General features: G+C 72.8%; 25 protein-coding genes. 8 read left to right on the top strand and 17 right to left on the bottom strand.

Going from position 1 to position 23,158, the window contains the following annotated elements:
- Nucleotides 1-55: 55 nt before the first annotated feature.
- The 3 genes from menE to IF04_RS0112640 are packed head-to-tail and all read right to left on the bottom strand — an operon-like array spanning nt 56 to nt 3,416.
- A complete protein-coding gene (gene menE / locus IF04_RS0112630) occupies nt 56-1,564 on the bottom strand; it encodes an o-succinylbenzoate--CoA ligase (RefSeq protein WP_030254984.1) in 1,509 nt (502 codons plus the stop codon).
- A 31-nt stretch (nt 1,565-1,595) separates the two neighbouring features.
- Nucleotides 1,596-2,462, bottom strand: a complete 867-nt coding sequence (locus tag IF04_RS0112635) for an amidohydrolase family protein (RefSeq protein ID WP_030254987.1) — start codon at nt 2,460-2,462, stop codon at nt 1,596-1,598.
- A gap of 18 nt (nt 2,463-2,480) precedes the next feature.
- Nucleotides 2,481-3,416, bottom strand: a complete 936-nt coding sequence (locus IF04_RS0112640) for an SDR family NAD(P)-dependent oxidoreductase (RefSeq protein WP_030254990.1) — start codon at nt 3,414-3,416, stop codon at nt 2,481-2,483.
- A 241-nt stretch (nt 3,417-3,657) separates the two neighbouring features.
- Here IF04_RS0112640 and IF04_RS35660 point away from each other — a divergent pair, with 241 nt between their 5' ends.
- A complete protein-coding gene (locus tag IF04_RS35660) occupies nt 3,658-4,152 on the top strand; it encodes a MarR family winged helix-turn-helix transcriptional regulator (protein ID WP_051831165.1) in 495 nt (164 codons plus the stop codon).
- Between the two features lie 6 nt (nt 4,153-4,158).
- Here IF04_RS35660 and IF04_RS0112650 read toward each other — a convergent pair whose 3' ends face one another.
- Together IF04_RS0112650 and IF04_RS0112655 are read right to left on the bottom strand one after the other, a co-directional pair.
- Nucleotides 4,159-4,689: a hypothetical protein gene (locus tag IF04_RS0112650; protein WP_157847644.1), complete on the bottom strand. Its 531-nt coding sequence runs from the start codon at nt 4,687-4,689 to the stop codon at nt 4,159-4,161.
- Between the two features lie 183 nt (nt 4,690-4,872).
- Nucleotides 4,873-6,585, bottom strand: a complete 1,713-nt coding sequence (locus IF04_RS0112655; RefSeq protein WP_030254996.1) for an IclR family transcriptional regulator domain-containing protein — start codon at nt 6,583-6,585, stop codon at nt 4,873-4,875.
- Nucleotides 6,586-6,811: 226 nt separating this feature from the next.
- On the opposite strand from IF04_RS0112655, the gene IF04_RS0112660 reads away from it, so the two are divergent.
- From IF04_RS0112660 to IF04_RS0112680, 5 genes are all read left to right on the top strand, one after another.
- A complete protein-coding gene (locus tag IF04_RS0112660; RefSeq protein ID WP_030254999.1) occupies nt 6,812-8,008 on the top strand; it encodes a 4-hydroxybenzoate 3-monooxygenase in 1,197 nt (398 codons plus the stop codon).
- 108 nt (nt 8,009-8,116) lie between these two features.
- Nucleotides 8,117-8,791, top strand: a complete 675-nt coding sequence (locus tag IF04_RS0112665) for an HAD family hydrolase (RefSeq protein ID WP_030255001.1) — start codon at nt 8,117-8,119, stop codon at nt 8,789-8,791.
- Nucleotides 8,792-8,929: 138 nt separating this feature from the next.
- Nucleotides 8,930-9,244: a hypothetical protein gene (locus IF04_RS0112670; RefSeq protein WP_030255004.1), complete on the top strand. Its 315-nt coding sequence runs from the start codon at nt 8,930-8,932 to the stop codon at nt 9,242-9,244.
- A gap of 44 nt (nt 9,245-9,288) precedes the next feature.
- On the top strand, nt 9,289-10,521 hold the full coding sequence (locus IF04_RS0112675; RefSeq protein WP_030255008.1) for a cytochrome P450: 1,233 nt from the start codon (nt 9,289-9,291) through the stop codon (nt 10,519-10,521).
- Between the two features lie 25 nt (nt 10,522-10,546).
- On the top strand, nt 10,547-11,218 hold the full coding sequence (locus IF04_RS0112680) for a chemotaxis protein CheB (protein ID WP_051831168.1): 672 nt from the start codon (nt 10,547-10,549) through the stop codon (nt 11,216-11,218).
- 22 nt (nt 11,219-11,240) lie between these two features.
- On the opposite strand, the gene ligD is transcribed toward IF04_RS0112680, so the two are convergent.
- From ligD to IF04_RS0112720, 8 genes are all read right to left on the bottom strand, one after another.
- A complete protein-coding gene (ligD, locus tag IF04_RS0112685) occupies nt 11,241-12,257 on the bottom strand; it encodes a non-homologous end-joining DNA ligase (protein ID WP_030255014.1) in 1,017 nt (338 codons plus the stop codon).
- A gap of 2 nt (nt 12,258-12,259) precedes the next feature.
- The gene (locus IF04_RS0112690; RefSeq protein ID WP_030255017.1) at nt 12,260-12,904 is read right to left on the bottom strand and encodes a DNA polymerase ligase N-terminal domain-containing protein; all 645 of its coding nucleotides are present in this window, start codon (nt 12,902-12,904) and stop codon (nt 12,260-12,262) included.
- A 93-nt stretch (nt 12,905-12,997) separates the two neighbouring features.
- Nucleotides 12,998-13,405 (bottom strand): VOC family protein, encoded by a 408-nt coding sequence (locus IF04_RS0112695; RefSeq protein ID WP_211259797.1) that lies wholly within the window; start codon nt 13,403-13,405, stop codon nt 12,998-13,000.
- Nucleotides 13,406-13,648: 243 nt separating this feature from the next.
- Nucleotides 13,649-14,089 carry an SPW repeat protein gene (locus IF04_RS0112700; protein ID WP_030255023.1) on the bottom strand — a complete coding sequence of 147 codons (441 nt, stop codon included), beginning with the start codon at nt 14,087-14,089 and terminating at the stop codon, nt 13,649-13,651.
- Nucleotides 14,090-14,202: 113 nt separating this feature from the next.
- Nucleotides 14,203-15,039 carry a polysaccharide deacetylase family protein gene (locus IF04_RS0112705; protein ID WP_030255025.1) on the bottom strand — a complete coding sequence of 279 codons (837 nt, stop codon included), beginning with the start codon at nt 15,037-15,039 and terminating at the stop codon, nt 14,203-14,205.
- Nucleotides 15,040-15,051: 12 nt separating this feature from the next.
- Entirely contained in the window at nt 15,052-15,387 is a 336-nt protein-coding gene (locus IF04_RS0112710; protein WP_030255028.1) for a hypothetical protein, read from the bottom strand.
- Between the two features lie 325 nt (nt 15,388-15,712).
- On the bottom strand, nt 15,713-17,851 hold the full coding sequence (locus IF04_RS0112715) for a putative bifunctional diguanylate cyclase/phosphodiesterase (protein ID WP_051831169.1): 2,139 nt from the start codon (nt 17,849-17,851) through the stop codon (nt 15,713-15,715).
- On the bottom strand, nt 17,848-18,657 hold the full coding sequence (locus IF04_RS0112720) for an SAM-dependent methyltransferase (protein WP_030255032.1): 810 nt from the start codon (nt 18,655-18,657) through the stop codon (nt 17,848-17,850). Before IF04_RS0112720 ends, IF04_RS0112715 begins: the two co-directional genes overlap by 4 nt.
- 162 nt (nt 18,658-18,819) lie before the next feature.
- Here IF04_RS0112720 and IF04_RS0112725 point away from each other — a divergent pair, with 162 nt between their 5' ends.
- Together IF04_RS0112725 and IF04_RS0112730 are read left to right on the top strand one after the other, a co-directional pair.
- Nucleotides 18,820-20,628, top strand: coding sequence for a glycoside hydrolase family 15 protein (locus IF04_RS0112725; RefSeq protein WP_030255034.1), 1,809 nt, complete (start codon nt 18,820-18,822; stop codon nt 20,626-20,628).
- A gap of 90 nt (nt 20,629-20,718) precedes the next feature.
- A complete protein-coding gene (locus IF04_RS0112730; RefSeq protein ID WP_030255036.1) occupies nt 20,719-21,273 on the top strand; it encodes a hemerythrin domain-containing protein in 555 nt (184 codons plus the stop codon).
- An 88-nt stretch (nt 21,274-21,361) separates the two neighbouring features.
- On the opposite strand, the gene IF04_RS0112735 is transcribed toward IF04_RS0112730, so the two are convergent.
- The 4 genes from IF04_RS0112735 to IF04_RS0112750 are packed head-to-tail and all read right to left on the bottom strand — an operon-like array spanning nt 21,362 to nt 23,155.
- The gene (locus tag IF04_RS0112735; RefSeq protein WP_030255039.1) at nt 21,362-21,646 is read right to left on the bottom strand and encodes a gas vesicle protein K; all 285 of its coding nucleotides are present in this window, start codon (nt 21,644-21,646) and stop codon (nt 21,362-21,364) included.
- Nucleotides 21,643-21,894 carry a gas vesicle protein gene (locus IF04_RS0112740; RefSeq protein ID WP_030255043.1) on the bottom strand — a complete coding sequence of 84 codons (252 nt, stop codon included), beginning with the start codon at nt 21,892-21,894 and terminating at the stop codon, nt 21,643-21,645. Before IF04_RS0112740 ends, IF04_RS0112735 begins: the two co-directional genes overlap by 4 nt.
- Complete coding sequence (locus tag IF04_RS0112745) at nt 21,891-22,781, bottom strand: GvpL/GvpF family gas vesicle protein (RefSeq protein ID WP_051831171.1); 891 nt, start codon at nt 22,779-22,781, stop codon at nt 21,891-21,893. Before IF04_RS0112745 ends, IF04_RS0112740 begins: the two co-directional genes overlap by 4 nt.
- The gene (locus IF04_RS0112750; protein ID WP_030255048.1) at nt 22,778-23,155 is read right to left on the bottom strand and encodes a gas vesicle protein; all 378 of its coding nucleotides are present in this window, start codon (nt 23,153-23,155) and stop codon (nt 22,778-22,780) included. Before IF04_RS0112750 ends, IF04_RS0112745 begins: the two co-directional genes overlap by 4 nt.
- Nucleotides 23,156-23,158: the final 3 nt, after the last annotated feature.

A 23,158-nucleotide genomic window follows, 5' to 3' on the forward strand; every position in this document is an offset into this window, starting at 1 on the left:
CCTGAGGGGGTCGGGGGGTGAAGGGGGGACGTTCGTTGATGGGGGTGACGATGCGTCAGCTCGCGCTGCCGTACAGCGTGCGGACGCGGGGCTTGAGGAGCTTTCCGGAGGCGGTGCGCGGCAGTTCCTCCGCCACCACCACCGACTTGGGGATCTTGTACTTGGCCAGCCGCCCGGCGAGCGCGGCGAGCACCTCGGCCGGGTCCAGGGCACAGCCCTCCCGGGCGACGACGACAGCACGGGGCACCTCGCCCCACCGCTCGTCCGGTACACCGATCACGGCGCACTCCGCGATGCCGGGGTGGGCGAGCAGGGCGTTCTCGACCTCGGCGGGATAGACGTTCTCGCCGCCCGAGATGATCATGTCCTTGAGGCGGTCGACGACGGTGACATAGCCGTCCGCGTCGACCCGGGCCGCGTCGCCGGTACGGAACCAGCCGTCGGCGAACGCGGCGGCGCTCTCCTCGGGCAGGCCCCAGTAGCCGGGCATCACGTTCGGGCCGCGCACCAGCACCTCGCCGGTCTCACCGACATCGGCCGGAGCCAGGTCGGGCCGCACCACCCGTACATCGGTGAAGAAGTGCGGCACCCCGGCCGAGCCCGCCTTCGTGACGGCGTGCTCACCGTCCAGGAAGAGCGCACCGGGCGCCGCCTCGGTCATGCCGTACCCCTGCTGGAAGGTCAGCCCGCGCTCCTGGTACGCGGCGATCAGCGGCCCGGACACCGGGGAGCCGCCGCAGGTGAGGATGCGCAGCGAGGACAGATCGGCGGCCGGCCAGCTGGGGCTGCGCGCGATCCGCTCGTACATCGTGGGCACGCCGAACATGAACGTGATCCCGTGCTCGGTGATCAGGTCGAAGGTGGCCTCGGCGTCGAAGGACTCCACCAGGACGCAGGTGCCGCCCTTGAGCAGGACCGGCAGCGTGAGCATGTTCAGCCCGGCGGTGTGGAACAGCGGCGCGGAGACCAGCGCCACCTCGTCCGCGGTCAGGTCGGTGTCGACCAGGACGTTGAGCGCGTTCCAGGTGAGGTTGGCGTGCGTGAGCATCGCGCCCTTCGGGCGGCCCGTCGTGCCCGAGGTGTACATGATGATGCACACGTCGTCGCCGCTGACCGGCTCGTCGAGCGGCTCGGCGGTGGCGCCCGCCATCAACTCCTCGTACTGCGGGCCCACTTCGACGTACGTCCGTACGCTGCCGGCCTGGTCCCGCAGCCCGTCGACGAGACCGGTGTGGGTGGGGGAGTGCACCAGTGTGACGGCGCCCGAGTCGGTGAGCTGGTACGCGATCTCCGGTCCGGCCAGCCGGGTGTTGAGCGGTACGAAGACCGCGCCCAGCGCGCCCGCGGCGAAGAAGGTCTCCAGGAAGGCGGGGTGGTTGGGGCCGAGATAGGCGATCCGGTCGCCGCGCCGGACGCCGGCCGCGCGCAGCGCGCGGGCCAGCCGGGTGGTGCGGTCGTGCAGTTCGGCGTAGGTGGTCGCCGCGCCTTCGTGGCGGACGGCGGTGCGGTGCGGGGTCTTGCGGGCCCGGCGGGCGGGCCACGACCCCAGTCCCTCGTTGCGCACAGCGGCTCTCCTTGCTGTCCGAGCGGTGGGGTCAGGCGAGCCCGAGCAGCCGGGCGGCGTTCTCCTTGAGGATCTTCGGCCGGACCGCGTCCTTGATCTCCAGCTTCGCGAAGTCCGCGAGCCAGCGGTCCGGCGTGAGCACGGGGTAGTCGGAGCCGAACAGCACCTTGTCCTTGAGCAGCGTGTTGGCGTACTGCACGAGCTGCGGCGGGAAGTACTTCGGCGACCAGCCCGACAGATCGATGTGCACCCCGGGCTTGTGCGTGGCCACGGCCAGCGCCTCGTCCTGCCAGGGGAAGGAGGGGTGGGCCAGGATGATCTTCAAGTGGGGGAAGTCGGCCGCCACGTCGTCCACGTGCAGCGGGTTGGAGTACTTCAGCCGGATGCCGCCGCCGCCCGGCACGCCCGCGCCGATGCCGGTCTGTCCGGTGTGAAAGAGGGCGATCGCCCCGGTTTCCTCGATGACCTCGTACAGCCCGTACGCCAGCCGGTCGTTGGGGAAGAACGCCTGGATGCTCGGGTGGAACTTGAAGCCGCGTACGCCGTACTCCTCGACCAGCCGCCGCGCCTGCTTCACCGCCGCCTTGCCGCGGTGCGGATCGAGAGAAGCGAACGGGATCAGCACGTCGGAGTTCTCGGCGGCGGCCTCGGCGACCTCCTCGTTCGGCACCGGCTCGGTGCCGGTCGCGGACTCCGCGTCCACGGTGAAGACGACGGCCGCCATCTTCCGCTCGCGGTAGAACGCGGCGATCTCCGGCAGGGTCGGCTTCCGGTTGCCCTCGATCTTGAAGTACGCGCTGGAGGCGTCGGCCAGGTCGTCGTCCAGGGACGCCCGGCCCTTGCTGGAGACCTCGGCGTGCGTGTGCACATCGATGGCCACCAGCTCGTCCACGTTCATCGCGCCGGTCGTCATCGCTCAGGCCTCCGGGATCACGGGGGCGGGGATACCCACGGACTGCGGCTCGCGGCCCACGCTCGTGTGCCAGGCGGCCGCGACGGTCTCCGGGCGCCAGCCCCCGTCCGCGTACGCCACCGACACCTCCTGCGGGTGCGACCACAGCGCGAGCTTGTCGCCGCCGATGCCCACGCACTGGCCCGTGACGTCCTTCGCCGCGTCCGACGCGAGGAACGGCACCAGCGCCGCACAGTCCTCGGCCGTGCCGAAGCCCTCACCCTTGCGCAGGAAGTCCGGCAGCGGCTCGCCGCGCCGCATGGCCTCGATGTACGGGGCGAACGCGGGGATCGTCTCGGTCATCGCGGTCGCCGCAACCGGCACGATCGCATTGACCGTGACCCCGGCCCGCGCCAGCTCCATCGACCAGGTACGGGTCATGGCGGCGATCCCGGCCTTCGCCGCGGCGTAGTTGGTCTGCCCGAAGTTGCCGCGCTGCCCGGCGGGCGAGCCGACCAGGATCAGCCGGCCGCCCTCGCCCTGCTCCCGCATCCGCACGGCGGCGGCACGGGCACAGGTGAAGGTGCCCTTGAGATGGGTCGTGACGACGGCGTCGAAGTCCTCGTCGGTCATCTTCCACAGCACGCGGTCCCGCAGGATGCCCGCGTTGGTCACCATCACGTCCAGCCGGCCGAACTCCTCGACCGCGCGGGCCACCAGCCGGTCGGCGGCCTCGCTGGTGCCGACCGCGACGGCCTCGGCGACGGCCCGGCCGCCGGCCTCGGTGATGGTCTTCGCGGCCTCCTCGGCCACGGCCTGGTCCAGGTCGTTGACGACGACGGACGCGCCGGCCGCGGCGAGCGCCGAGGCGTACGCGAGCCCCAGGCCACGGCCGGAACCGGTCACGACGGCGACCTTGCCGGTGAGGTCGACGGGGGAGTGGGCAATGGGTCCGGACACGGTGAATCCTCTCAACAGGCGCAGAGCGCAAGGGGGTTGGATGGAACGAGGGAAGGTGGGCCGGGCTGTCCGCTCGGCTTCCGGCCCCGCCGTGACCGAAGCTAAGACCAATCGTTGTTGACGTCAATGGTTGTCTTCGTAATCGAAAATGCGGCATGCTGGGTGCGCTGGTGAGATGGAGAGCCGGAGAGAGCCGAAGAAACCGCCCCGCACCCGGGGCACCGAACAGGGAGCGCCACCGATGACCGCCCACGGAACGCCCACCACCGACGCCCCGCACCCGGGGCCCGTCGACGCCGACGAACCGTGGATGCGGGGCCTGCATGCCGACACCGGATACCTGCTCTACCGGCTCGGCCTGCGCTCGGGGCAGCTCTTCAACGCCGCCCTCCAGGAGTCCGGCCTCCGGCTGCGGCACTACGCACTGCTGCGCTACCTCGCCACCGTCGAGGGCGCACCCCAGCGCGACCTGAGCGAACGCCTCGGCTACGACCCGAGCGCCATCGTCGGCCTCGTCGACGACCTCGAACGCCTCCACCTCGTCGAGCGCCGCCCGGCCCCCACCGACCGGCGCCGCCGCATCGTCGTACTGGCCGAGGCCGGCCGGACGTACCTCCGCGACACGGACGAGGCCAGCCACCGCGTCACGGACGAACTGACCGGCCCGCTCTCGGAGGAGGAGCGGGACACACTGCATGCGCTGCTGCTGCGGGTGGCGCAGACGGACCGCGGGTGACCGGTGCTAGGGCGCGCCCACGAACTTCAGAGTGGCGGGGCCCTTCTGCGACTTCACTCCCTCGCCGGAGCATGCGGCCAGGTCCAGCGCCGGCAGGACCACCACGCGAGTGGCAATGCTGTCCTTGCCCGGTCCGCCGGTGACCTTACCCACTGACGTGACGGTGGTGGTGCCATTGGCCGCGCGCTTGACGTCGGTGACAGTGAACTTGACAGTGCTGGTCTTTCCGCTGTTCCACGTGTACTGGATCTCATCCGGAGGGGTCGGTTGTGCGGTCACCAGGCAGCTGGCCTGCTCTTTGAACGATGCTTTGCCGCTACCGCTGCGGATGTCCTTCGGGGCCAAGGTGCAGTCGTAGTTCTCCTCGACCTTGGCGGTAAGGGTCCGCTTCTCATTGGTCATTGCGGGGCTGTACGAGGCGGTCTGTTGACCCTCGCAGCTCAGCAGAGTGGGAGCGCCATGAGCAGAGGGAGCCAGGAACAGCGCCCCGGCGGTCATACCGAGCAGTGCTGCCGTACAGCGCGCGAACATGCGCATGAACCCATCCTTGAGTCGGTCGGTCGGCTTTCCCGGAACGACGAGCACAGCCAACCCAAGCGACACCGGACGGGCCGGACAACACAGCACCGAACGCTGCACCATGAACCAGCCAACGGAGCGGCTCTCCCTGTGCACCACACGTCACACAAGTGAACCGGCGCTGCGGCTCACGTCAGTGACTCACGTCAGTGGGATGCGCGCGAAGCGTCCCGCGATGTGCAGGTCCGCCTCGATGCCGGCGACCGTCGCGCGCAGTTCGGGCAGTACGTCCGTGACGCACTCCTCGGCGGTCCGGCGGACGGTGTGCATCGCGACGTTCACGGCCGCCACGACCTCGCCCGTACCACTGCGCACCGGTACCGCGATCGAGCGGAGGCCCTCCTCCAGCTCCTCCTCCACCAGTGCGTAACCCTGGTCGGCGACCTGGTCCAGGAGCGCGGCGAGCGCGTCGGGGGCGGTGACCGTCCGCGGGGTCAGCGGGCGCGGTGCGCTGCGGGTGAGCCGCGCGTACCGTTCGGCGGGCGGCAGCCCTGCCAGCATCGCCCGGCCCAGCGCGGTGGCGTAGGCGGGCAGCCGGGTGCCGACGGTGATGTTGACGCTCATCACGCGGGTGGTGGCGACCCGCGCCGTGTACCGGATCTCGTCGCCGTCGAGCGTGGCGAGGGACGCCGAGTCGTGCACCCGCGCCGCGAGCGCGGCCAGGTGCGGCGCGGCGATCTGGGGGAGTGAGGTGCGGGAGAGCGGCGGGTAGCCGAGCGCCAGGACGCGCGGGGTGAGCCGGAAGGTACGCCCTTCGGAGGCCACGTACCCCAGGTGCTCCAGGGTGATCAGGGCCCGGCGCGCGGTGGCCCGGGCCAGCCCGGTCGCCTCGGCGGCGGCGGACAGCGTCAGTTCGGCGTGCCCCTCGCCGAACGCGGTCAGCACGGTCAGGCCGCGGGCCAGGGACTCGATGAACTCCCGGCCCAGCTCCTGCTTGGAGGCGGCGGTCCAGGCGGCGAGCGGCTGCTCTGCGTGCGCCGGAGCGGCCTCGTCCACGGCCTCGTCCACGGCCTCGTCCGCGACGTCGGCCCGCGCGAGCACGCGCTCCATCGCGGCCACCGTCTCCCGCAGCCGCGGCAGCAGCGTGTCGCGCAGGGACGCGGCGCTGTGCCGGCTGGTGTGGCTGACGACGCTCGCGGCGCACGCGATCGAGCCGTCCGGGGCGCGTACCGGTACGGACAGCGCGACCAGCCCCGGCTCGATCAACTGGTCGTCCAGCGCCCAGCCTTGCTCGCGCGCCTCCTGGGTGCGCTCCTCGAAGGGGTCTCCGTCCGCCGCCCGGCCGGGAGCACGCGGCGGTACGGCCGGGAAGCCGAGGTCCGCCGGATCGGCGGCCCGGCGCTCCCGCCAGCGCGCCCACTCCGCCTCGGTCCACTCCGCGGCGAACAGCGCACCCGGCGCGGTGCGTTCGGCCGGCAGCAGGTCGCCGATGCGGAAGCTGAGCGACATCGCGCGGCGCCGGGTCGCCTGGTGCAGGAAGCGGATGCCGTCCCGGTCGGGGACCGCGAGGGACACCGACTCGTCCAGCGCGTCGGCGAGCGCGTCGGCGTCCCCGCCGAGCAGCCCCGGGAGGCGCAGCGCGGCGAGGTAGGCGTTGCCCAGGGCCATGACGCGCGGGGTGAGCACGGCGTCCCGGCCGTCCAGGCGTACGAAGCCCATCCGGGCGAGCGTCGCGGTCACCCGGTCGACGGTGGAGCGGGCGAGGCCGGTGGCGCGCTCCAGCTCGCTCAGGCTCAGCGTGCCGTCGGCGTCGGTGAGCCGGCGCAGCACGGCGATGCCGCGCATCAGCGGCGTGACGGCCTCGGCCGGTGCCCCGGCGGCTGCGGGCGGCGGCGTGGTGTCGGTCGGTGGCATCGGCTCTCCGTAGTGGATCTCCAGTACACCGTAATCGCCCGTAAACAAACCGTTGACAGGCGTACGGAGCGAGCGCAGACTCAAGGCCACGCAGTCGTGAACATTATTTCACCACGCGAACGACAGTGCAAGAACGACCAGTACAAGAACGACCAGTACAAGAACGACCACAAGAAGCGGTGCGTGAACCGGTACCGCACCGTCCTCGACGACGAGGAGACACCACATGCACACCACCGTCGGGATCATCGGCGGCGGCCCCGCCGGCCTGCTGCTCGCCCGTCTGCTGCACACCGCCGGCATCGACAGCGTCCTGCTGGAGCGCCGCGACCGCGCGTACGTGGAGCAGCGGCAGCGCGCGGGCATCCTGGAGCAGGCCACCGTGGACGCGCTGCGGGCCTGCGGCGCCGGGGCGCGGCTGGACGCCGAGGGCATGGTCCACGACGGCATCGAGCTGCGCTTCGACCGGCGCGCCCACCGCATTGACTTCCCCTCGCTCGCCGACGGGCGCCGCGTGACGGTGTACGCCCAGACCGAGGTCGTCAAGGACCTCATCGCGCTCCAGCTCGCCGAGGGCGGCCCGCTGCTCTTCGAGGCGGACGTGCACGCGGTGGAGGGCGCCGACACCGACCGCCCGCTGATCCGCTACACCCACGAGGGCCAGGAACAGACCCTCACCTGCGACTACGTCGTCGGCTGCGACGGCTTCCACGGAGTGGCGCGGAACGCCGTACCGGAGCATCTGCGCACCACGTACGAGCGCGTGTACCCGTACTCCTGGCTCGGCATCCTCGCCGACGCGCCGCCCGCCGCCGATGAGCTGATCTACGCCCACTCCGACCGCGGCTTCGCGCTGGCCAGCATGCGCTCCCCGTCCGTCAGTCGGCACTACCTCCAGGTCCCCAACGGCACCGATCCCGCCGACTGGCCCGACGACCGCATCTGGGACGAGCTCGACGCCCGCTTCGCCCTCGACGCCGACCCGAGCTGGCGGCTCAAGCGTGGCCCCGTCACCGCCAAGTCGGTCCTCCCGATGCGCAGCCACGTCACCGAGCCGATGGCGTACGGCCGCGTCCTGCTGGCCGGCGACGCCGCGCACATCGTGCCGCCCACCGGCGCCAAGGGACTCAACCTCGCCGCCGCCGACGTCATCGTCCTGGCCCGCGCCCTGACCCACTGGCACATCACCGGATCGACGGACCTCCTGGACTCCTACTCCGACACCTGCCTGCGCCGCGTCTGGCGCGCGGAACACTTCTCGTACTTCATGACCACCACCCTGCACACCGCCCCCGACCAGTCCCCCTTCGAGAGCCGCCTGCAGCTCTCCCAGCTCGACCGCGTCGCGACCTCCCGCCACGCCGCCGCCGAACTGGCCGAGAACTACACGGGCCTGCCGCTCGCTACGGGGCCGCTGGCCTGAGCCGCCCGGGTCGCCCCCCGGCCGTTCACTCGATCGGCCGGGGCGGGGATGGTCAGTACCGCCTGCCGGGTACCCCGTACGTCCCGGACCGTACGGAAAGGCACAGACATGGCACGCGCGGCACTCTTCGACGTCGACGGCACGCTCGCCGACACCAACCACCTCCACGTCACGGCGTGGTGGGAGGCGTTCCGGCAGCGCGGGCACCACGTGCAGATGACCGCCATCCACCACGCGCTCGGGCGCCCGTCGAGCGATCTGATCGCCCATGTCCTGGGGGAGGACCGGGACACCGGACAGGACGCGGACATCAGCGCCGCGCACAAGACGCTGTACGCGACGTACTTCGACCGGCTGCCCGCGCTGAACGCCGCCGGGGAGCTGCTGCGCGCCCTGGCGGCACGCGGCTGGCGGAACGTGCTGGTCACCTCGGCAGGCGGAGGCGAGCTGGGCGCGCTGCGCCGGGCCATCGACGCCGACGACGCCATCGTGGACACCGCGAGCGCGGACGACGTCAGCGAGGGGAAGCCCGCGCCCGAGCCCGTGGAGCACGCCAGGAAGCTGGCCGGGGTGGCGACGGAGCAGGCGGTGTTCGTCGGGGACTCGGTGTGGGACATGCAGGCCGCGACCCGGGCCGGGGTCGGCGCGGTCGCCCTGCTGTGCGGCGGCATCCCGCGGGCCGACCTGGAGAAGGCCGGGGCCTCGGAGGTGTACGCGGATCCGGCCGACCTGCTGACCCGGCTCGACGACAGCCTCTTCGCCCGGGTGGCGGGGGAGGGGTGAGCCTGCCGCCCCTCCGAGGGGCCGGGGAAACCTCCCGTGATGCCGGATATGAGTTGGCGCACCATGATGAGTTGAGGCCCGTTCGACGGGGCACCCGTGGAATCTCGTGCAGTCTCCGGAAGGACGGAACGGAGCGTTATGACCCGGAAGAACGAGCAGGGCGAGAAGGGGCACAGCGCCGCCAAGGGCGCGGGCCGGGGCGATCCCCGGAGCCGCGACACGGCGGCGAAGGAGGTGCTGGCCGAGTTCGAGGACGCCGAGACGCGCGTCGCCGGACCCGACGAGCGGCGGCACGTGGCCGGCGAGAGCGGCGACCCCCTGACCACCAGCCTGGACGCCCAGGAGTCCCTCGACGAGGCCGGCCGTGCCAAGGCAGGCACCGACCCCGACCAGCGGGACCAGCGGCCCCCACGCGCGAAGCGGCAGCAGGCCGCGCGGCCGGAGGAGGACTGAGCGCTGTGGCTGTGTCCTTGTCGGCCTCGTCGGCCTTGTCGTCCTTGTCCGACAGCACCGTGCCCCTGCTTCTGGAGGGGTACGCATGGTTGCCCGACCGCCGGCGCCGCAACGGCGGCGCGCCCGTCCGCACCCGGCTGCTGGGAAAGCCGGCGATCGCACTGCACGGTACGGACGCCGTGCGGTTCTTCTACGACGAGAGCCACATCCACCGCCGTGACGCGCTGCCGGGCCCGGTGCTCGACACGCTCTTCGGCCGCGGCGCGGTGCACACCCTCGACGGCGACCGGCACCGCGTGCGCAAGGCCCTCTTCGTCCATCTGCTCAAGGACGAGGGCGGCATCGCCGACCTGACCGAGCGCGCGGCCGCCGAGTGGAAGCGGGGCCGCGCCGACTGGTCCGGCAGCCCCCGGGTCGTCCTCTTCGACGCGTTCGCGCTGCTGCTCACCCGCGCGGTCTGCGGCTGGGCGGGCATCACGCTCGACGACGACGGCGCGCAGGAGATGGCCGACGACCTGGTGGCGATGGTGGACGGCTTCGCGACGCCGGGGCCGCGGCACTGGCGGGCCCGCCGCGCGCGCAGCCGCCAGGAGGAGCGCCTGGCACGCCGCATCGAGGACATCCGGCGGGCCGGCCCCGAGCACGAGGCATCGGGCCGGCCGACCGGTACGGCGCTGACGGAGGTGGCCCGGCACCTGGAGGCCGACGGCGCCCCGCTCGACGCGCACACGGCCGCCGTGGAGGTGCTCAACGTCATCCGGCCGACCGTCGCGGTCGCCTGGTTCCTGACCTTCGCCGCGCACGCCCTGCACCGCTGGCCCGAGCACCGCGCGCCGCTCGCCAAGGGCGATGCCGCGTACGCCCGGGGCTTCGCCCACGAGGTACGCCGCTTCTACCCCTTCGTACCGTTCCTCGGCGGCCTGGCCGCACGCGACCTGGAGTGGCGGGGCGAGCGCATCGGGGCCGGCACGATGGTCCTGCTCGACGTGTACGGGCAGAACCACGACCCCGACCTGTGGCCGCGCCCGTACACCTTCGACCCCACGCGCTTCACGGACGCCGAGCCGGGCCGCGACGACCTCATCCCGCAGGGCGGCGGCGAGGTCTCCAACGGCCACCGCTGCCCCGGCGAGGACATCGTGCTGGCGCTGCTCCAGGCCCTCGTACCGCTCCTGGCACGGCTGGAGTACCGCGTGCCGGAGCAGGACCTGACGGTGCCGCTGCACCGCGTCCCGTCGACGGTACGCGGCGGGTTCGTCGTCACCGGCGTCCGCTGACCGGCGGCAAGGGCAGGCGGCAGCAATGACGTCGTACGTCTCGAAGTTCGACCGGGAGCCCGGCCTCGCGCCCGAGGCCCGGTTCCCGGTGGTCGCGCTCGCGTCCTCGGCGGGCGGGCTCAACGCGCTGTTCCAGGTGCTCGGGCCGCTGCCCGCCGATCTGCCGGCGGCCGTCCTGGTGGCCCAGCACCAGCAGCCCGACCGTCCCAACAGGCTGCCGCACCTCCTCGATGCCCGCACCCGGCTGACGGTCCGCTCCGCCCGCGACGGGGACACCCTGGAGCGGGGCACCGTGCTGGTCACCCCGCCCGGCTACCACCTGCTGGTGGTCAGCGACAACCGCATCGGGCTGATCGCCGTCGGCGAGCGCGCGGTCCCGCCGCGGCCGACGGCGGACATGATGCTGGCGACCCTGGCCGTGACCTGCGGCCCTCGGGCGCTGGCGGTGGTCCTCACCGGCGTCGGCACGGACGCCCAGTCCGGTATCCGCGCGGTCACCTGCTGCGGCGGCCGGGCCCTCGCCCAGGACGAGGTGACCTCGGCGCACTTCGGGATGCCGGGTGCGGCGATCCGCACCGGTGAGGTGGACAAGGTGCTGCCGCTGACGGAGATCGCCAAGGAGATCCAGGCGCATGTGACGACGGCGGTCGAGAAGGGGGCCGGGGAGGGACCGGAGAGCGGCAGCGAGGCGTGCTGACGTAGTAGTGCGGGCCCCGGCGTCAGGCGGCCTCCCGCGGCTCCTCCCGCACCACCTCGGACGGCTTCTTGTCGTCCCGCAGCCCCAGGAAGCGCGGGTGGCGCAGCATCCCGTCCCGGGTCCACTCGGTGAAGCCGACCTCGGCGACCAGCGCGGGGCGTACCCAGTGCGCGGCCCGCTCCCGTACCGGGTCGCCGAACGGGGACCGGGCCTGCTCCCGCTCGTCCAGGAGGCCGCGGATGCGGTGCAGCGCGGCCCGGTCGTAGCCGGTGCCGACCTTGCCCGCGTACCGCAGCGTGCCGTCCGCGTAGTAGCCGAGCAGCAGCGCGCCGAAGCCGACGCGGCTGCCGGCCGGCTCGGTGAAGCCGCCGATCACGAACTCCTGGCCGCGGGCGCATTTCAGCTTCAGCCAGTCGCCGGAGCGGCGCGGTACGTACGGCCCGTCGGCGCGCTTGGCGATCAGCCCCTCCCAGCCCCGCTCGCAGGCGTCGGCCAGCCGCTGCGGGCCGCCCTCGTTGCGGTGCGGGGTGAAGCGCAGCGGGGAGACGAAGCGCAGGCTGCGGCGGAGCAGGGACTTGCGGGTGCGCAGCGGCAGTCCGCGGAGGTCCTTGCCGTCCAGGCGCAGCAGGTCGAAGACGTAGTACGTCACCGCCACCGAGCTGGCCCGGGCCTGTGCGGGATCGATGATGCCCATCCGCTGCTGGAGCCGGGAGAAATCGGTGCGGCCCTGCGAGAAGGCGACGATCTCGCCGTCCACGGCGAAGTCCCGGCCGGTCTGGGCGGCCAGCGCGTCCGCGATCTCGGGGTAGGTGTCGTTCAGGGGCCGGCCGGTGCGGGACAGCAGCCGGGTGCGGGTCCGGTCGCGTACGGCCAGCGCGCGTATGCCGTCCAGCTTCCGCTCGAAGATCCAGTCCGGGCCGAAGTCCCGGCGGTCGGAGAGCACCGCGAGCATGGGGTGGGCCGCCAGCTCCTCGCCCGAGGGGGCGTCGGCCAGCAGCCGCCGTTGTTCGCCGGGCAGCGACTCCAGCAGGTCCGCCATGCTCAGTCCTTGCCCTGGTCGGCCGTGCTCTCGTCGGCCGCCACCTGGCCGAGCGTCCGCCCGCTCCGGGCCGACTTGGCCCGGCGCGGGTCCGGTGTGCCGCGCTGCCCGGCCCGCTCGTCGTTCTCCTTCACCAGCAGCCAGGACTCCCGGCCCTCGGACTCCGCCGTGCGGAAGCGGGTGAGCGCGTAGCCGCCGCGCAGCTTCTCGCCGTTCATCCAGAACGTGATGTGCCCGTGCTCCAGCCGCTCGGCGAAGGACGCGTCGCGGTCCTTGCGCTTCTTGGGCGGGAGCGGGCGGTACGTGCCCTGGTCCCAGACGATCACCGTGCCGCCGCCATACTCGCCCTTCGGGATGACCCCTTCGAATTCGCGGTACTCCATCGGGTGGTCCTCGGTCGGCATCGCCAGCCGCTTGTCGTGCGGGTCGGTGGAAGGGCCCTTCGGGACGGACCAGGACTTCAGTACGCCGTCGACCTCCAGCCGGAAGTCGAAGTGCATGGTCGAGGCGTCGTGGATCTGCACGACGAAGACCGGGTCGCCGCCGTCGGCGGACGGTGTCCCGGCGGCGTCCTCGCCCCGCGGCTCACGGGTCCGCTCGAAGTCGCGCTTGCCCTGGTACGTCGACAGCCCTCGCTCGCCCTTCACGGCAACCCCTTCCTGCTGATGGCCGCTGCTGTCACTGTCGCCCACGGGCCGGCGCGGCGCACGCGGGAGCGGCGTGCGGCGGTGGTGGTGCGGTCAGACGGCGCGGAGCGAGAAGGGATGGCCCGCGGGGTCGGAGTAGAGCCGCAGTTCCTCGCCGCTCTCGCGCCGCTCGGCTTCCATCGGCTGCCCGCCGTAGTCGATCACCTGGCGTTCCACGTCGTCCATGCGGTCCTTGGGCACCAGCAGGTGCAGGTGGGACTGCTGGGAGTCCTCGGGCCGCGGCCACGAGGGCGGCGCCGCGCCGTGGTCCCGGCGGAACGCCATCCGCGTCCCCTGACCGCCCGAGATCTCGATGAGCTCGACGCCCATCTCGGCCGGCAGCTTCGCGCCGAGCAGCTTCGCGTAGAACTCCGCGACCGGCTCGGGCTCGGCACAGTCCAGGACGATCACTCCCGCCTCGACGAAGACGGTGGCTTCCCTCGACCCCGCGTTCTCTGTCATCACACGCCCCTCCCGGAACAGACCCGCCCGCCCGGCCACTGCCGGGCGGTGCCGGTGCGAGTAGCCGTATGCGGCCGTTTCATGCCCGGAACCGCAGGGCGCGCGGCCGGCCGACGAGCCCTGACGCCCGTCGGCCGGCCCGCGGTCACGGGCCGGCCGACGAATTCGCGTCCTCGCGTGAGGACTCCTTTTCCTGTTCTCTTCCCATGACGTCGATGTGGAGCTTCTCCCTTCTCCCGGCGGTTACGGTCGCTTACCGCTCCGCGTCGCCGCGCCCGCGCAGACCAGCCCGAGCACGACCGTCAGGGCGCCGACGATGATGTTGTTCCAGATCACTCCGGCGTCGGGGCCGGTGCCGACGATCCACGGCGACAGGATCAGCCACACACCGATGGCGGACATGGCCCAGCTCATGCCGTACATCCGCTCCGGTGTGCTGGTGAAGCCGAGCGCCAGCAGGCCGATGGCGATGCCCAGAATGAGGTTGTGGGTCACCAGGGCGGGCTGGCTCGTCGTGAAGTGGAGTGTCCATGGCGAGATGGCGCAGTACAGACCGATGAGGAACACCGGCCCGTCCACGAGCGCCACATCGCGACCGCCGAGCATACGGGCGTAACGGTCCCGCATCTCGGGAACATCGGGGTGACTGGCGATATCGCCTCTCCTGTGTGAGACGTCTGACATCAGACTCGTCTCCTTCGATCTCCGCAGGCCCGACCGCTGACATGGCAGGCACCTGCAAGCCCTATCTTGCGCTTATTTTCTCCTTATGTGTAGTTGGGAGCCCGACGGTGCTCCTAGCAGGAGCGCTGTGGTGGCAGGGGGCGGTCGGCGCGCCGCGTGAGGGTGGCCCGGGTGCGGCGGCAGAGGCGCCAGGCCGCGATGCGGAGGGGCTCGCGGAAGGGGGCTGCGGGGGCGCCGCGACCCTCGGTCCACTGGCGGAAGAGGTCCGCCGGGGTGTCGGCCATGACCGTCAGCCGGGCGATGCGGAACGGGTCGTCGGCGGGCGAGCTGAAGGCCCGCAGGGCCGTCGTGGCCGAGGTCCAGCCCGCCGCGCCGACCGCGCGGCGGACCAGCGGGCTGGAGTAGCCGTGCGGATAGGCGAACGCGGACACCGGGTGTCCGACAACGTCCTCGATGCGGCGCTTGCAGCCCGAGATCTCGGCGCACAGCCGCCGCCGCGGCAGGGTGTCGAGCTGCGCGTGGGTGCGGCTGTGCCCGCCGATCGCGATGCCGCAGGCGTCGAGCGTGACGACCTGGCGCCAGTTCAGCATCGGGGCCGGCGGTAGCAGGCTGCCGTCCGGGGTCCCGCCGGGCGCGTGCACGGCCCCGGTGGTGACGTACAGGGTGGCGGGCAGCCCCCGCTCGGTGAGCTGCGGGACGACCGTCCAGTAGAAGTCCGCGAACCCGTCGTCGAAGGTGAGGACGGCGCACCAGGGTGGCAGTGGCGGGCCGCCGCGCACCGCCGCGACCAGCCGCTCCAGCGGGATCACGGCGCGGCCGCTGTCGATGATCCGGTCCAGTTGTTCGGCGAAGACGCGCGGGGTGACGGTGAAGGGGGCGATCCAGGAGGGCGGGTCGTCGGACACCGAGTGGTACAGGAAGACCGGTACCGGGTTCGTGTGCGGGGTCATGGCGGGCCCCCTTCAGGGGCGGGCGGCGGCGCCGGGCCCGCTTCCCCCCCGGGTGCGGTGGCCCGTCGGTACGGCCGGTTCGAGTGGGGCGGCAGCGGCCGGCGCCCGGCGGAGCCCGGCCCGGTCGCCGGGGGTGCCGGTGGCGTGCACCAGAGCGAGCGGGTGCCCGTGCAGCCGCACCCACGCCAACACGCGCTCGTCCATGTCGCCGGCGTCCGAGCCGACCGGCGAGCGGGGCTCACCGGGCGAGGTCAGGTCCGGTTCGACGACGCGGACGCGAGTGTCCAGCGAGTCGCGGGCGGCGATCCAGGGGCAGGCCGTCGCGGTGCGCCGGCCGAAGCCGAGCATCAGTTCCCCCTCCTGTATGAGGCAGGGGCCGACCCGGTACGGGCGTGCGGTGTCGTCGGCCGTCGGGCATGGCCCGGATGAAAAGGCGGTGCCCTCCCGGCACGGCCTGGGAAATCGGGAAGGCGCTGGGTGCGGCGGGATGTCCCTGCCGCCGGTCCTTCCCGAGCGCCGCGAACGGCGCGGGGGCTGGCTGCGCGGTCCGCTGGAGAGCGGGCCGCTCCGCCCGGAAAAGCGGAGCCTGGTCCTCACATTTGCAGCATCCTCACCGAGAGTCAAGGTAAAGGGAGTGAAATGCCGTAAGTATCGCGAAAGAGACTGCTGTTGGTCACTCGCTGTAGTAATCGGTGTCTTCGTGCCCGGCCATGCGCCGCAGCTCCTGGGTGATCCGCCGGGTGATCTCGCCGGGCCGCGCCGGACGGCCGAAGTGCCAGCCCTGGCCCCAGTCGCACCCCATGGCCCGCAGCCGCTCCGCGTCGGCCGCCGTCTCCACGCCCTCCGCCGTCACGTTCACGCCGAGCGCCCGCGCCAGCGAGACCAGCCCTTCGATGACCCGCCAGCTCTGCTGCGCGGCGGCCTCCGGGCGGTGGGTGTCCGCGAGGAACGAACCGGCGATCTTCAGCCCGGAGACCGGGAGTTCACCGAGGTACCCCAGCGCCGACCAGCCGGTGCCGAAGTCGTCCACCGCGAGCGTGATACCGGCGTCCGCGAGGCTGCGCAGCGTCGGCATCGAGTCGTCGTCGGACCGCAGCACGGCGCTCTCGGTGATCTCCAGCTGGAGCAGCCTCGGGTCCAGCCCGGAGGAGCGCAGCACCCTGCCGATGTCGGCCGCGAGCCGGGCGTCCCTGGCCTGGTGGACCGAGACATTGACGTTCACCTGCGGCGCCGCGGTCCCGAACCGGCGCACCCACTCCGCCGCCTGCCCGCACGCCTCCTCCAGGACCCAGCGGCCCAGCCGCATGATCATCCCGGTCTGCTCGGCGGTGGCGATGAAATCGTCCGGGCTCAGCACGCCGAAGTCCGGGTGCCGCCACCGTACGAGCGCCTCCACGGCGGCCAGCGAGCCGTCCGACAGCGTGCACAGCGGCTGGTAGTCCACGAAGAACTCGCCCCGCTCCAGCGCCGCCGGCATCCGTACCGACATCGCGTAGCGGGTCACCTCGCGCGCGTGGTGGCCCGGGTCGAAGAGCGTCCACCGGCCGCGGCCCGCCTCCTTGGCCCGGTACAGCGTCAGATCCGCGGCGCGCACCGCGGCCTCCGGCGTCGTCGTGGCCACCGACCGCTCCAGTACGCCCACACTGGCCCGCACCGACAGCCGGCGGTCGGCGACCGGGAACGGTGTGGCCAGCGCCGACAGCGCGGCCTTCGCCACCGTCACGGCGTCCTGCTGCCCCCGCGAGCGTTCCAGCAACACCACGAACTCGTCGCCGCCCAGCCGCGCCACGAGATGCCCCAGCGGCGTCATCGCGGTCTCCAGCCGCCGCGCCACCGCGACCAGCAGCTCGTCACCGGCCCCGTGCCCCAGGCTGTCGTTGACGAACTTGAAGCCGTCCAGGTCGAGATAGCAGATCCCGAACCGGGCGTCGGCGCGGGGCGCCCGGAAGAGCCGTTCGAGCCGGTCGATGAAGGCCGCCCGGTTGGGCAGGCCGGTCAGCGTGTCGTGGGTGGCCTGGTGGCGCAGCCGCTCCTCCAGCCGGTACCGGTCGGTGATGTCCTCCAGCAGCGCCACCTGGTAGTGCGGTACCAGCTCCTCGTCCCGGATCAGCGAGCACGTCAGGTGCGTCCAGACCACCTCGCCGTCCTTCCGGTAATACGGCTTGGTGCACTCGAAGCGCTCCCGCTCGCCCCGGACCAGCTCGTCGTACGCCAGCCAGGTGCCCGGCTCGTCCTCCGGGTGCACCAGATCGGTGACCCGGCGGCCGCGCAGCTCCTCCATGCGGCCGCCGAAGATGTCCAGCAGCGCCCGGTTGACCTCCAGGATGTTGCCCTGCAGGTCGCCGATGCCGATGCCGATCGGGGCGTTCTCGAACAGCGCGCGGAAGCGGGCCTCGGTCGCCCGCAGAGAACGCTCGGCCGACTGCCGCGCGGTGTCGGTGGCGGCCCGGATCTCCTCCTGGTCCCGCAGCGTCCGCTCGCGCAGCGCCGCCGCCCACCCGGCCGCGAAGGCACCGGCCACGGCGGGCCCGCGGCCCTTCGGTACCGGGTGCGCGTGCAGCAGCTCGACCGCGCGGGCCAGCACCGAGGGGTCGGTGTAGTGCGCGTCGACCAGCAGCGTCCCGGCCTCCTCGGCCGCGACCGTGGACACCGGGTCGCCCTGCCAGGCCCGGCGCAGCAGTTCGGCGGTCCGGGCGGTCAGCCGCTGCCGCGCCCCGGGCTGCACCGTGAGCCCCAGTCCTTCCCGGAGCAGCCCGGCCCAGGACTCCTCGAAGTGTCCGGACGCCCCGCGGTCCGGTTCCGCAGCACTCACGGGCGACGCCCCACGCCGGCCAGGCCCGTCATCCGCTCCGGATGCGGCCCCACCGCGTCCGGCGTCTCCGGCCGCCACTCGGGCAGGTAGACCACGCCCGGCTCGACGAGCTCGAACCCGTCGAAGTACGCGGTGATCTGCGCCCGGGAGCGCATCGTGAGCGGGGTGCGGGTGCGGGCGTACAGCTCCTGGTGCGGGCCGGCCTGGTCGGGGCGGCCCTCCAGCGACGCGTGGGAGAGGGCCAGCGCGCTGCCCGGAGGCAGCACGTCGCGCAGCGTGGCGACGATGCCGGCCGGATCCGCCTCGTCCGGGACGAAGTGCAGCACCGCGACCAGCAGCACCGCCACCGGCTCACCCGGACGGAGCAGTTCGGCGACGGGGGCCTGGGCGAGCAGCCCGTGCGGGTCCCGCACGTCCGCCTGGACGACCTCGACCAGCGGATCGTCCCGCACCAGCAGCCTGCTGTGCGCGACGGCGACCGGATCCATGTCGACGTACACCACCCGGGCGTCCGGGCGTACCTCCTGGGCGACCTCGTGCACCGCGCCGAAGGTGGGAATGCCCGAGCCCAGGTCGAGGAAGCGCGTGATGCCCTCGCCGGCCAGGTACTGCACCGCGCGGCGCAGGAAGGCCCGGTTGCTCCGCATGATCATCGGCAGGTCGGGCCAGAGGGAGATGGCCTGGCGGGCCATCTCGCGGTCGGCGGGGAAGTTGTGCGAGCCGCCCAGGAAGTAGTCGTAGATCCGGGCAGCGTTCGGCCGGTCCGGATCCGTCCCCGGTGGCACCCACGACAAAGACCGCTGCATCACTGACCCCTTCCGCAGCGGGCAGGGACTTCAGCCTCAGAGCTCTACACAATTCTCATGGCGGGGCCATGGGCGTGCAAACGGATGCGCTGTCCACCGCATATGCGCAGGCGCGGCCGCGGCTCGCGAGGCCGGCGGGGACCGCCCGAGAATGGACGGACCATGCCCGGACGCATCGAGGACTACGGGATCATCGGCGACCTGGAGACGGCCGCCCTGGTCGGCAGGGACGGCTCCGTCGACTGGCTCTGCCTGCCCCGCTTCGACTCGCCCGCCGCCTTCGCCGGCCTCCTCGGCACCGACGAGCACGGCCACTGGCGGATCGCCCCGGCCGGAGCGCCCCGGCCCTGCACCCGCCGCGGCTACACCGGCAACACCCTGGTCCTCGAATCACTCTGGGAGACCCCCGGGGGCACGGTCCGCGTCCTGGACTTCATGCCCCCGCGCGAGCGGGCACCCCGGCTGATCCGCCTCGTCGAAGGGCTGTCCGGCGAGGTCCCGATGTACAGCGCACTGCGGTTGCGCTTCAACTACGGCCGGGTCCTGCCGTGGGTGCGCCGCACCGGCCACCACCGCATCGCGACCGCGGGCCCGGACTCGGGCTGGCTGCGCGTGCCGCCCGGCGTGCACACCTTCGGCTCCGACGGCGCCACCTGCTCGGAGTTCACCGTCCGGGCCGGCGACCGGGTCCCCTTCGTCCTCACCTGGCAGCCCTCGCACGTGCGCACCGTCCAGGTCGCCGACCCCGAACGCGCCCTGCGGGAGACCACGGAGGGCTGGCAGCGCTGGGCGGCGACCTGCCGGTACGAGGGGAGGTGGCGCCCCGACGTGCTCCGTTCGCTGATCACCCTCAAGGCCCTCGCCTACCGCCCGACCGGCGGCATCGTCGCCGCGCCCACCACCTCGCTGCCCGAGGCCATCGGCGCGCCGCGCAACTGGGACTACCGCTTCTGCTGGCTGCGGGACTCCAGCATGACGCTCTCCGCACTGCTGCGCGGCGGCTTCCACGAGGAGGCGGCCGCCTGGCGGCGCTGGCTGGTACGCGCCATCGCCGGCGACCCCGCGGACCTCCAGACCCTCTACGGCCTGGCCGGCGAGCGCCGGCTGCCGGAGTCCACCGCGCCCTGGCTCCCCGGCTACGAGGGCTCGGGCCCGGTCCGGCTGGGCAACGCGGCGGTCGACCAGTTCCAACTGGACGTCTACGGCGAGGTGGCCGACACCCTGTACCTCGCCCAGGCGGCCGGCATCCCCATGGAACGCCGCGTCTGGACCCTCTTCCGCACCCTCATGGACGCCCTGGAGCAGCGCTGGCGGGAGCCGGACGAGGGCCTGTGGGAAATGCGCCGCGGCCGCCGCCACTTCGTGCACTCCAAGGTCATGGCGTGGGTCGCCGCCGACCGGGCGGTACGCCTCGCCGAGAAGACCGGCCTGCCCGCACCGCTCGCGCGCTGGCGGACGCTGCGCGACACCGTGCACGCCGACGTCTGCGCACACGGATACGACGCGGACCGCGGCGTCTTCGTCCAGCACTACGGCGGCCGAGGGCTGGACGCCGCCACGCTCTTCATCGTCAAGACCGGCTTCCTGCCCCCGGACGACCCGCGCGTGATCCGTACGGTGGACGCCGTACGCACCGAACTGGACCACGACGGATTCCTGCGCCGTTACTCGAACGGCGGCCCGTCCGGTGACGGCTCGTCGGGCGACGGGCTGCCCGGTACCGAAGGCGCCTTCCTGGCCTGCTCGTTCTGGCTCTCCGACGCGCTGCTCGCCACCGGCCGGCACGCCGAGGCCCGCGCCCTCTTCGCGCGCACCCTGGCCCTCGGCAACGACCTGGGCCTGTTCGCCGAGGAGTGGGACGGCGCGGCCGGCCGCCAACTGGGCAATGTGCCCCAGGCGTTCACCCATGTCGCCCTGGTCAACTCGGCGTTCGACCTCGCGGCGGCCGGCGCGGACCACAGTCCGGTGTGAGGCCGCGCGAGGCCGGTTCCCGCCGTCTCGGGGGGCCGTCGGCGGGTACCCGGCCGGGGTCCCGCACGACGAGACGAGAGGGGCCCGCACATGGCCGAGAAGCAGCAGGACGTCGTGGAGCTGCTGGAGCAGCAGCATCAGCAGATCCGCCGCCTCCTGGACGACGTCGTGAACCACAAGGGTGAGGAGCGCAAGCAGGCGTTCCAGCGCGTGGTGCGCCTGCTCGCCGTGCACGAGACGGCCGAGGAAGAGGTCGTCCATCCCTACGTCCGCGACCACGTCGAGGGCGGCGGACAGGTCGTCAAGGACCGGACGGCGGAGGAGAAGAGCGCCAAGGAGGTGCTGAGCCGGCTGGAGGACATCGACGTCGACTCTTCGGAGTTCCACGAGAAGTTCGCGGCGGTCAGCCAGGACATCCGGGCGCACGCCGAGGCGGAGGAGAAGTCCGAGTTCACCCACCTGCGCGCGGTCTCCGACCGGCGCGCCCTGGAGGGGATGGCCAAGGCGGTCAAGGCCGCCGAAGCGGTGGCGCCGACCCACCCGCACCCGGGCGCCGAGTCCGCGGTCGCCAACCTCCTCGTCACTCCGGTGGCCTCGGTGGTGGACCGCACGAAGGACGCGATACGGGCGGCGATGGGCAAGTAACGACCCGTACCGGAGTGTCTCCGCACCCACAGGCGGCCCCGCCCTCGCGGCGGGGCCGCCGTACCGGCCTTCGCGTTGTCATGTGTTGTTACCGGTCCTCCTCCCGCGGGAGGAGGGAGCCGAGGGGGCCCAGGTCGAGGTTGAGTTCGTTGCGGCCCACGTCGTAGCGGGCACAGAGCTCGTCCATCCGGCGTTCCAGCAGCATCAGCGTCGTACCGATGCGCTCCTCCTGGTCCTCGGACAGGTCGCCCTGTTCGACGCGGCGCAGCGCCTGCCGCTCCATGAGCTGGTGCAGCAGCTCCACGACGGTCAGCACCAGCCGTACGAGGTCCCGCTCGACGCTCTCCTCGTCCAGTTCCACGCGCCTGGTCACGGTCGCCTCGCCTCCTCCGCGTACACCGGCTCCGCCGGTCCCGCCCCGTCCGGGCCGAGTTCGGCGAACGGCGACGGGACGTTCTCGTTCACCGAGCTGATCAGGGCCCGCAGGTCGACCCGTACGAGATCCACGTCCGCGATGCGCAGCGTGAGGTCGCCGGCGATCACCACGCCGCCGGCGAGCAGCCGGTCGAGCAGGTCGATCAGCGCGACGGGGGTCTGCGGGGCGGTGGCGGGAGTACTCATGAGGTGCTCCGGCCGGCCTCGTCGTCCGGCAGGTCGGTGAAGGAGTACGGGGCCCAGGGGCCGGTCAGTTCGATCCGCAGGGCGGGGGAGCGGGCCGCCAGCTCGCCGACCCGCTCGGCGAACGTGCCGGCTGCCTCGCGGCGCACCAGGTACGCGCCGTTGAGGAGATTCGGGCCGCGCGTGACGGCGGGGCGGGTGCTTGCGGGGGCCCGGCCGGCGGCGTCGGGCGCGCCGGACGCGGCGACGGCCTCGGCGAGCCGGCCGTCCTGCGGGCGGTGCAGCCGGCTGTGCTCGGCGGCCCGCGTGAGGGCGTCGTGCACCTCCCGGGCCAGGCCGTCGGCCTCGTGCAGCGCGGCGCCCTCGGCCTTGCGGTCCCGCAGCCGCCGCCGCAGGAACTCCCGCCCGGACTCGGCCTCGGCCGGTTCACGGTCCTCCCCGCCGCCCGGCCTGTGGTCGTCCGGCTTGCGGTCGTCCGGGGCCTGTTGGGCGTACGCCCTCACGCCCCACTCCAGCCTGCCGTCCAGCCGGTTGAGCAGCCGCTCGAACCGCTCCGCGTGCTCGGCCAGCGCGGCCCGTACCGCGTCCTCGTCCCGGTACACCGTGACCAGCCGCAGCGGCAGCACGCCCACCTCCGCCGCGGTCTCGTCCACGACCTGCCGGTGCGCCCGCGCGGTCGCCTCCAGCCACGTCAGGTCCTCCAGGCGGTCGCGCACCCCCGGCTGGTCGAACTCCGCGGCGGGCACATCGGACACCAGCGCGGCCAGCGGCCCTTCCGCCACGGTGCGCACGGGCGCGTCCCCGATGCCGAGCAGGCCGGCGGGCGGCCGGGCGCCGCGGTGGAGGACGGCGTAGGCGTACGTCAGCCGGCCGTTCTGGCGCGTGCTCACGGTGACTCCTCCTTCCGTTCCTCCAGGGCCCGTCCGTCCTGGGCCTGTTTCTCCAGAGCGGCCAGTCGCTCCTTCAACTCGGCGTTCTCGCGGGCGAGTTCGCGTTGTTCCCGGTTCCGGTCCCGGCGTTCCTGGGACAGTTCCTTGCGGCGGGCGCCGGACGACAGCGACGGGTCGTCGCGCCACCAGTCGATGCCCATCTCCTCGGCGCGCTCCACGGAGGCCACGATCAGCCGCAGTTTGATGGTCAGCAGTTCGATGTCGAGCAGATTGATCCGGACATCACCGACGATCACCACGCCCCGGTCCAGGACGCGTTCGAGGATGTCGGCGAGGTTGGCGCCGCCGCCGGCGCCGGGGGAGGGGTAGGACATGGG

It is taken from the genome of Streptomyces violens (genome assembly GCF_000717745.1).
Classification (GTDB): Bacteria; Actinomycetota; Actinomycetes; order Streptomycetales; family Streptomycetaceae; genus Streptomyces; species Streptomyces violens.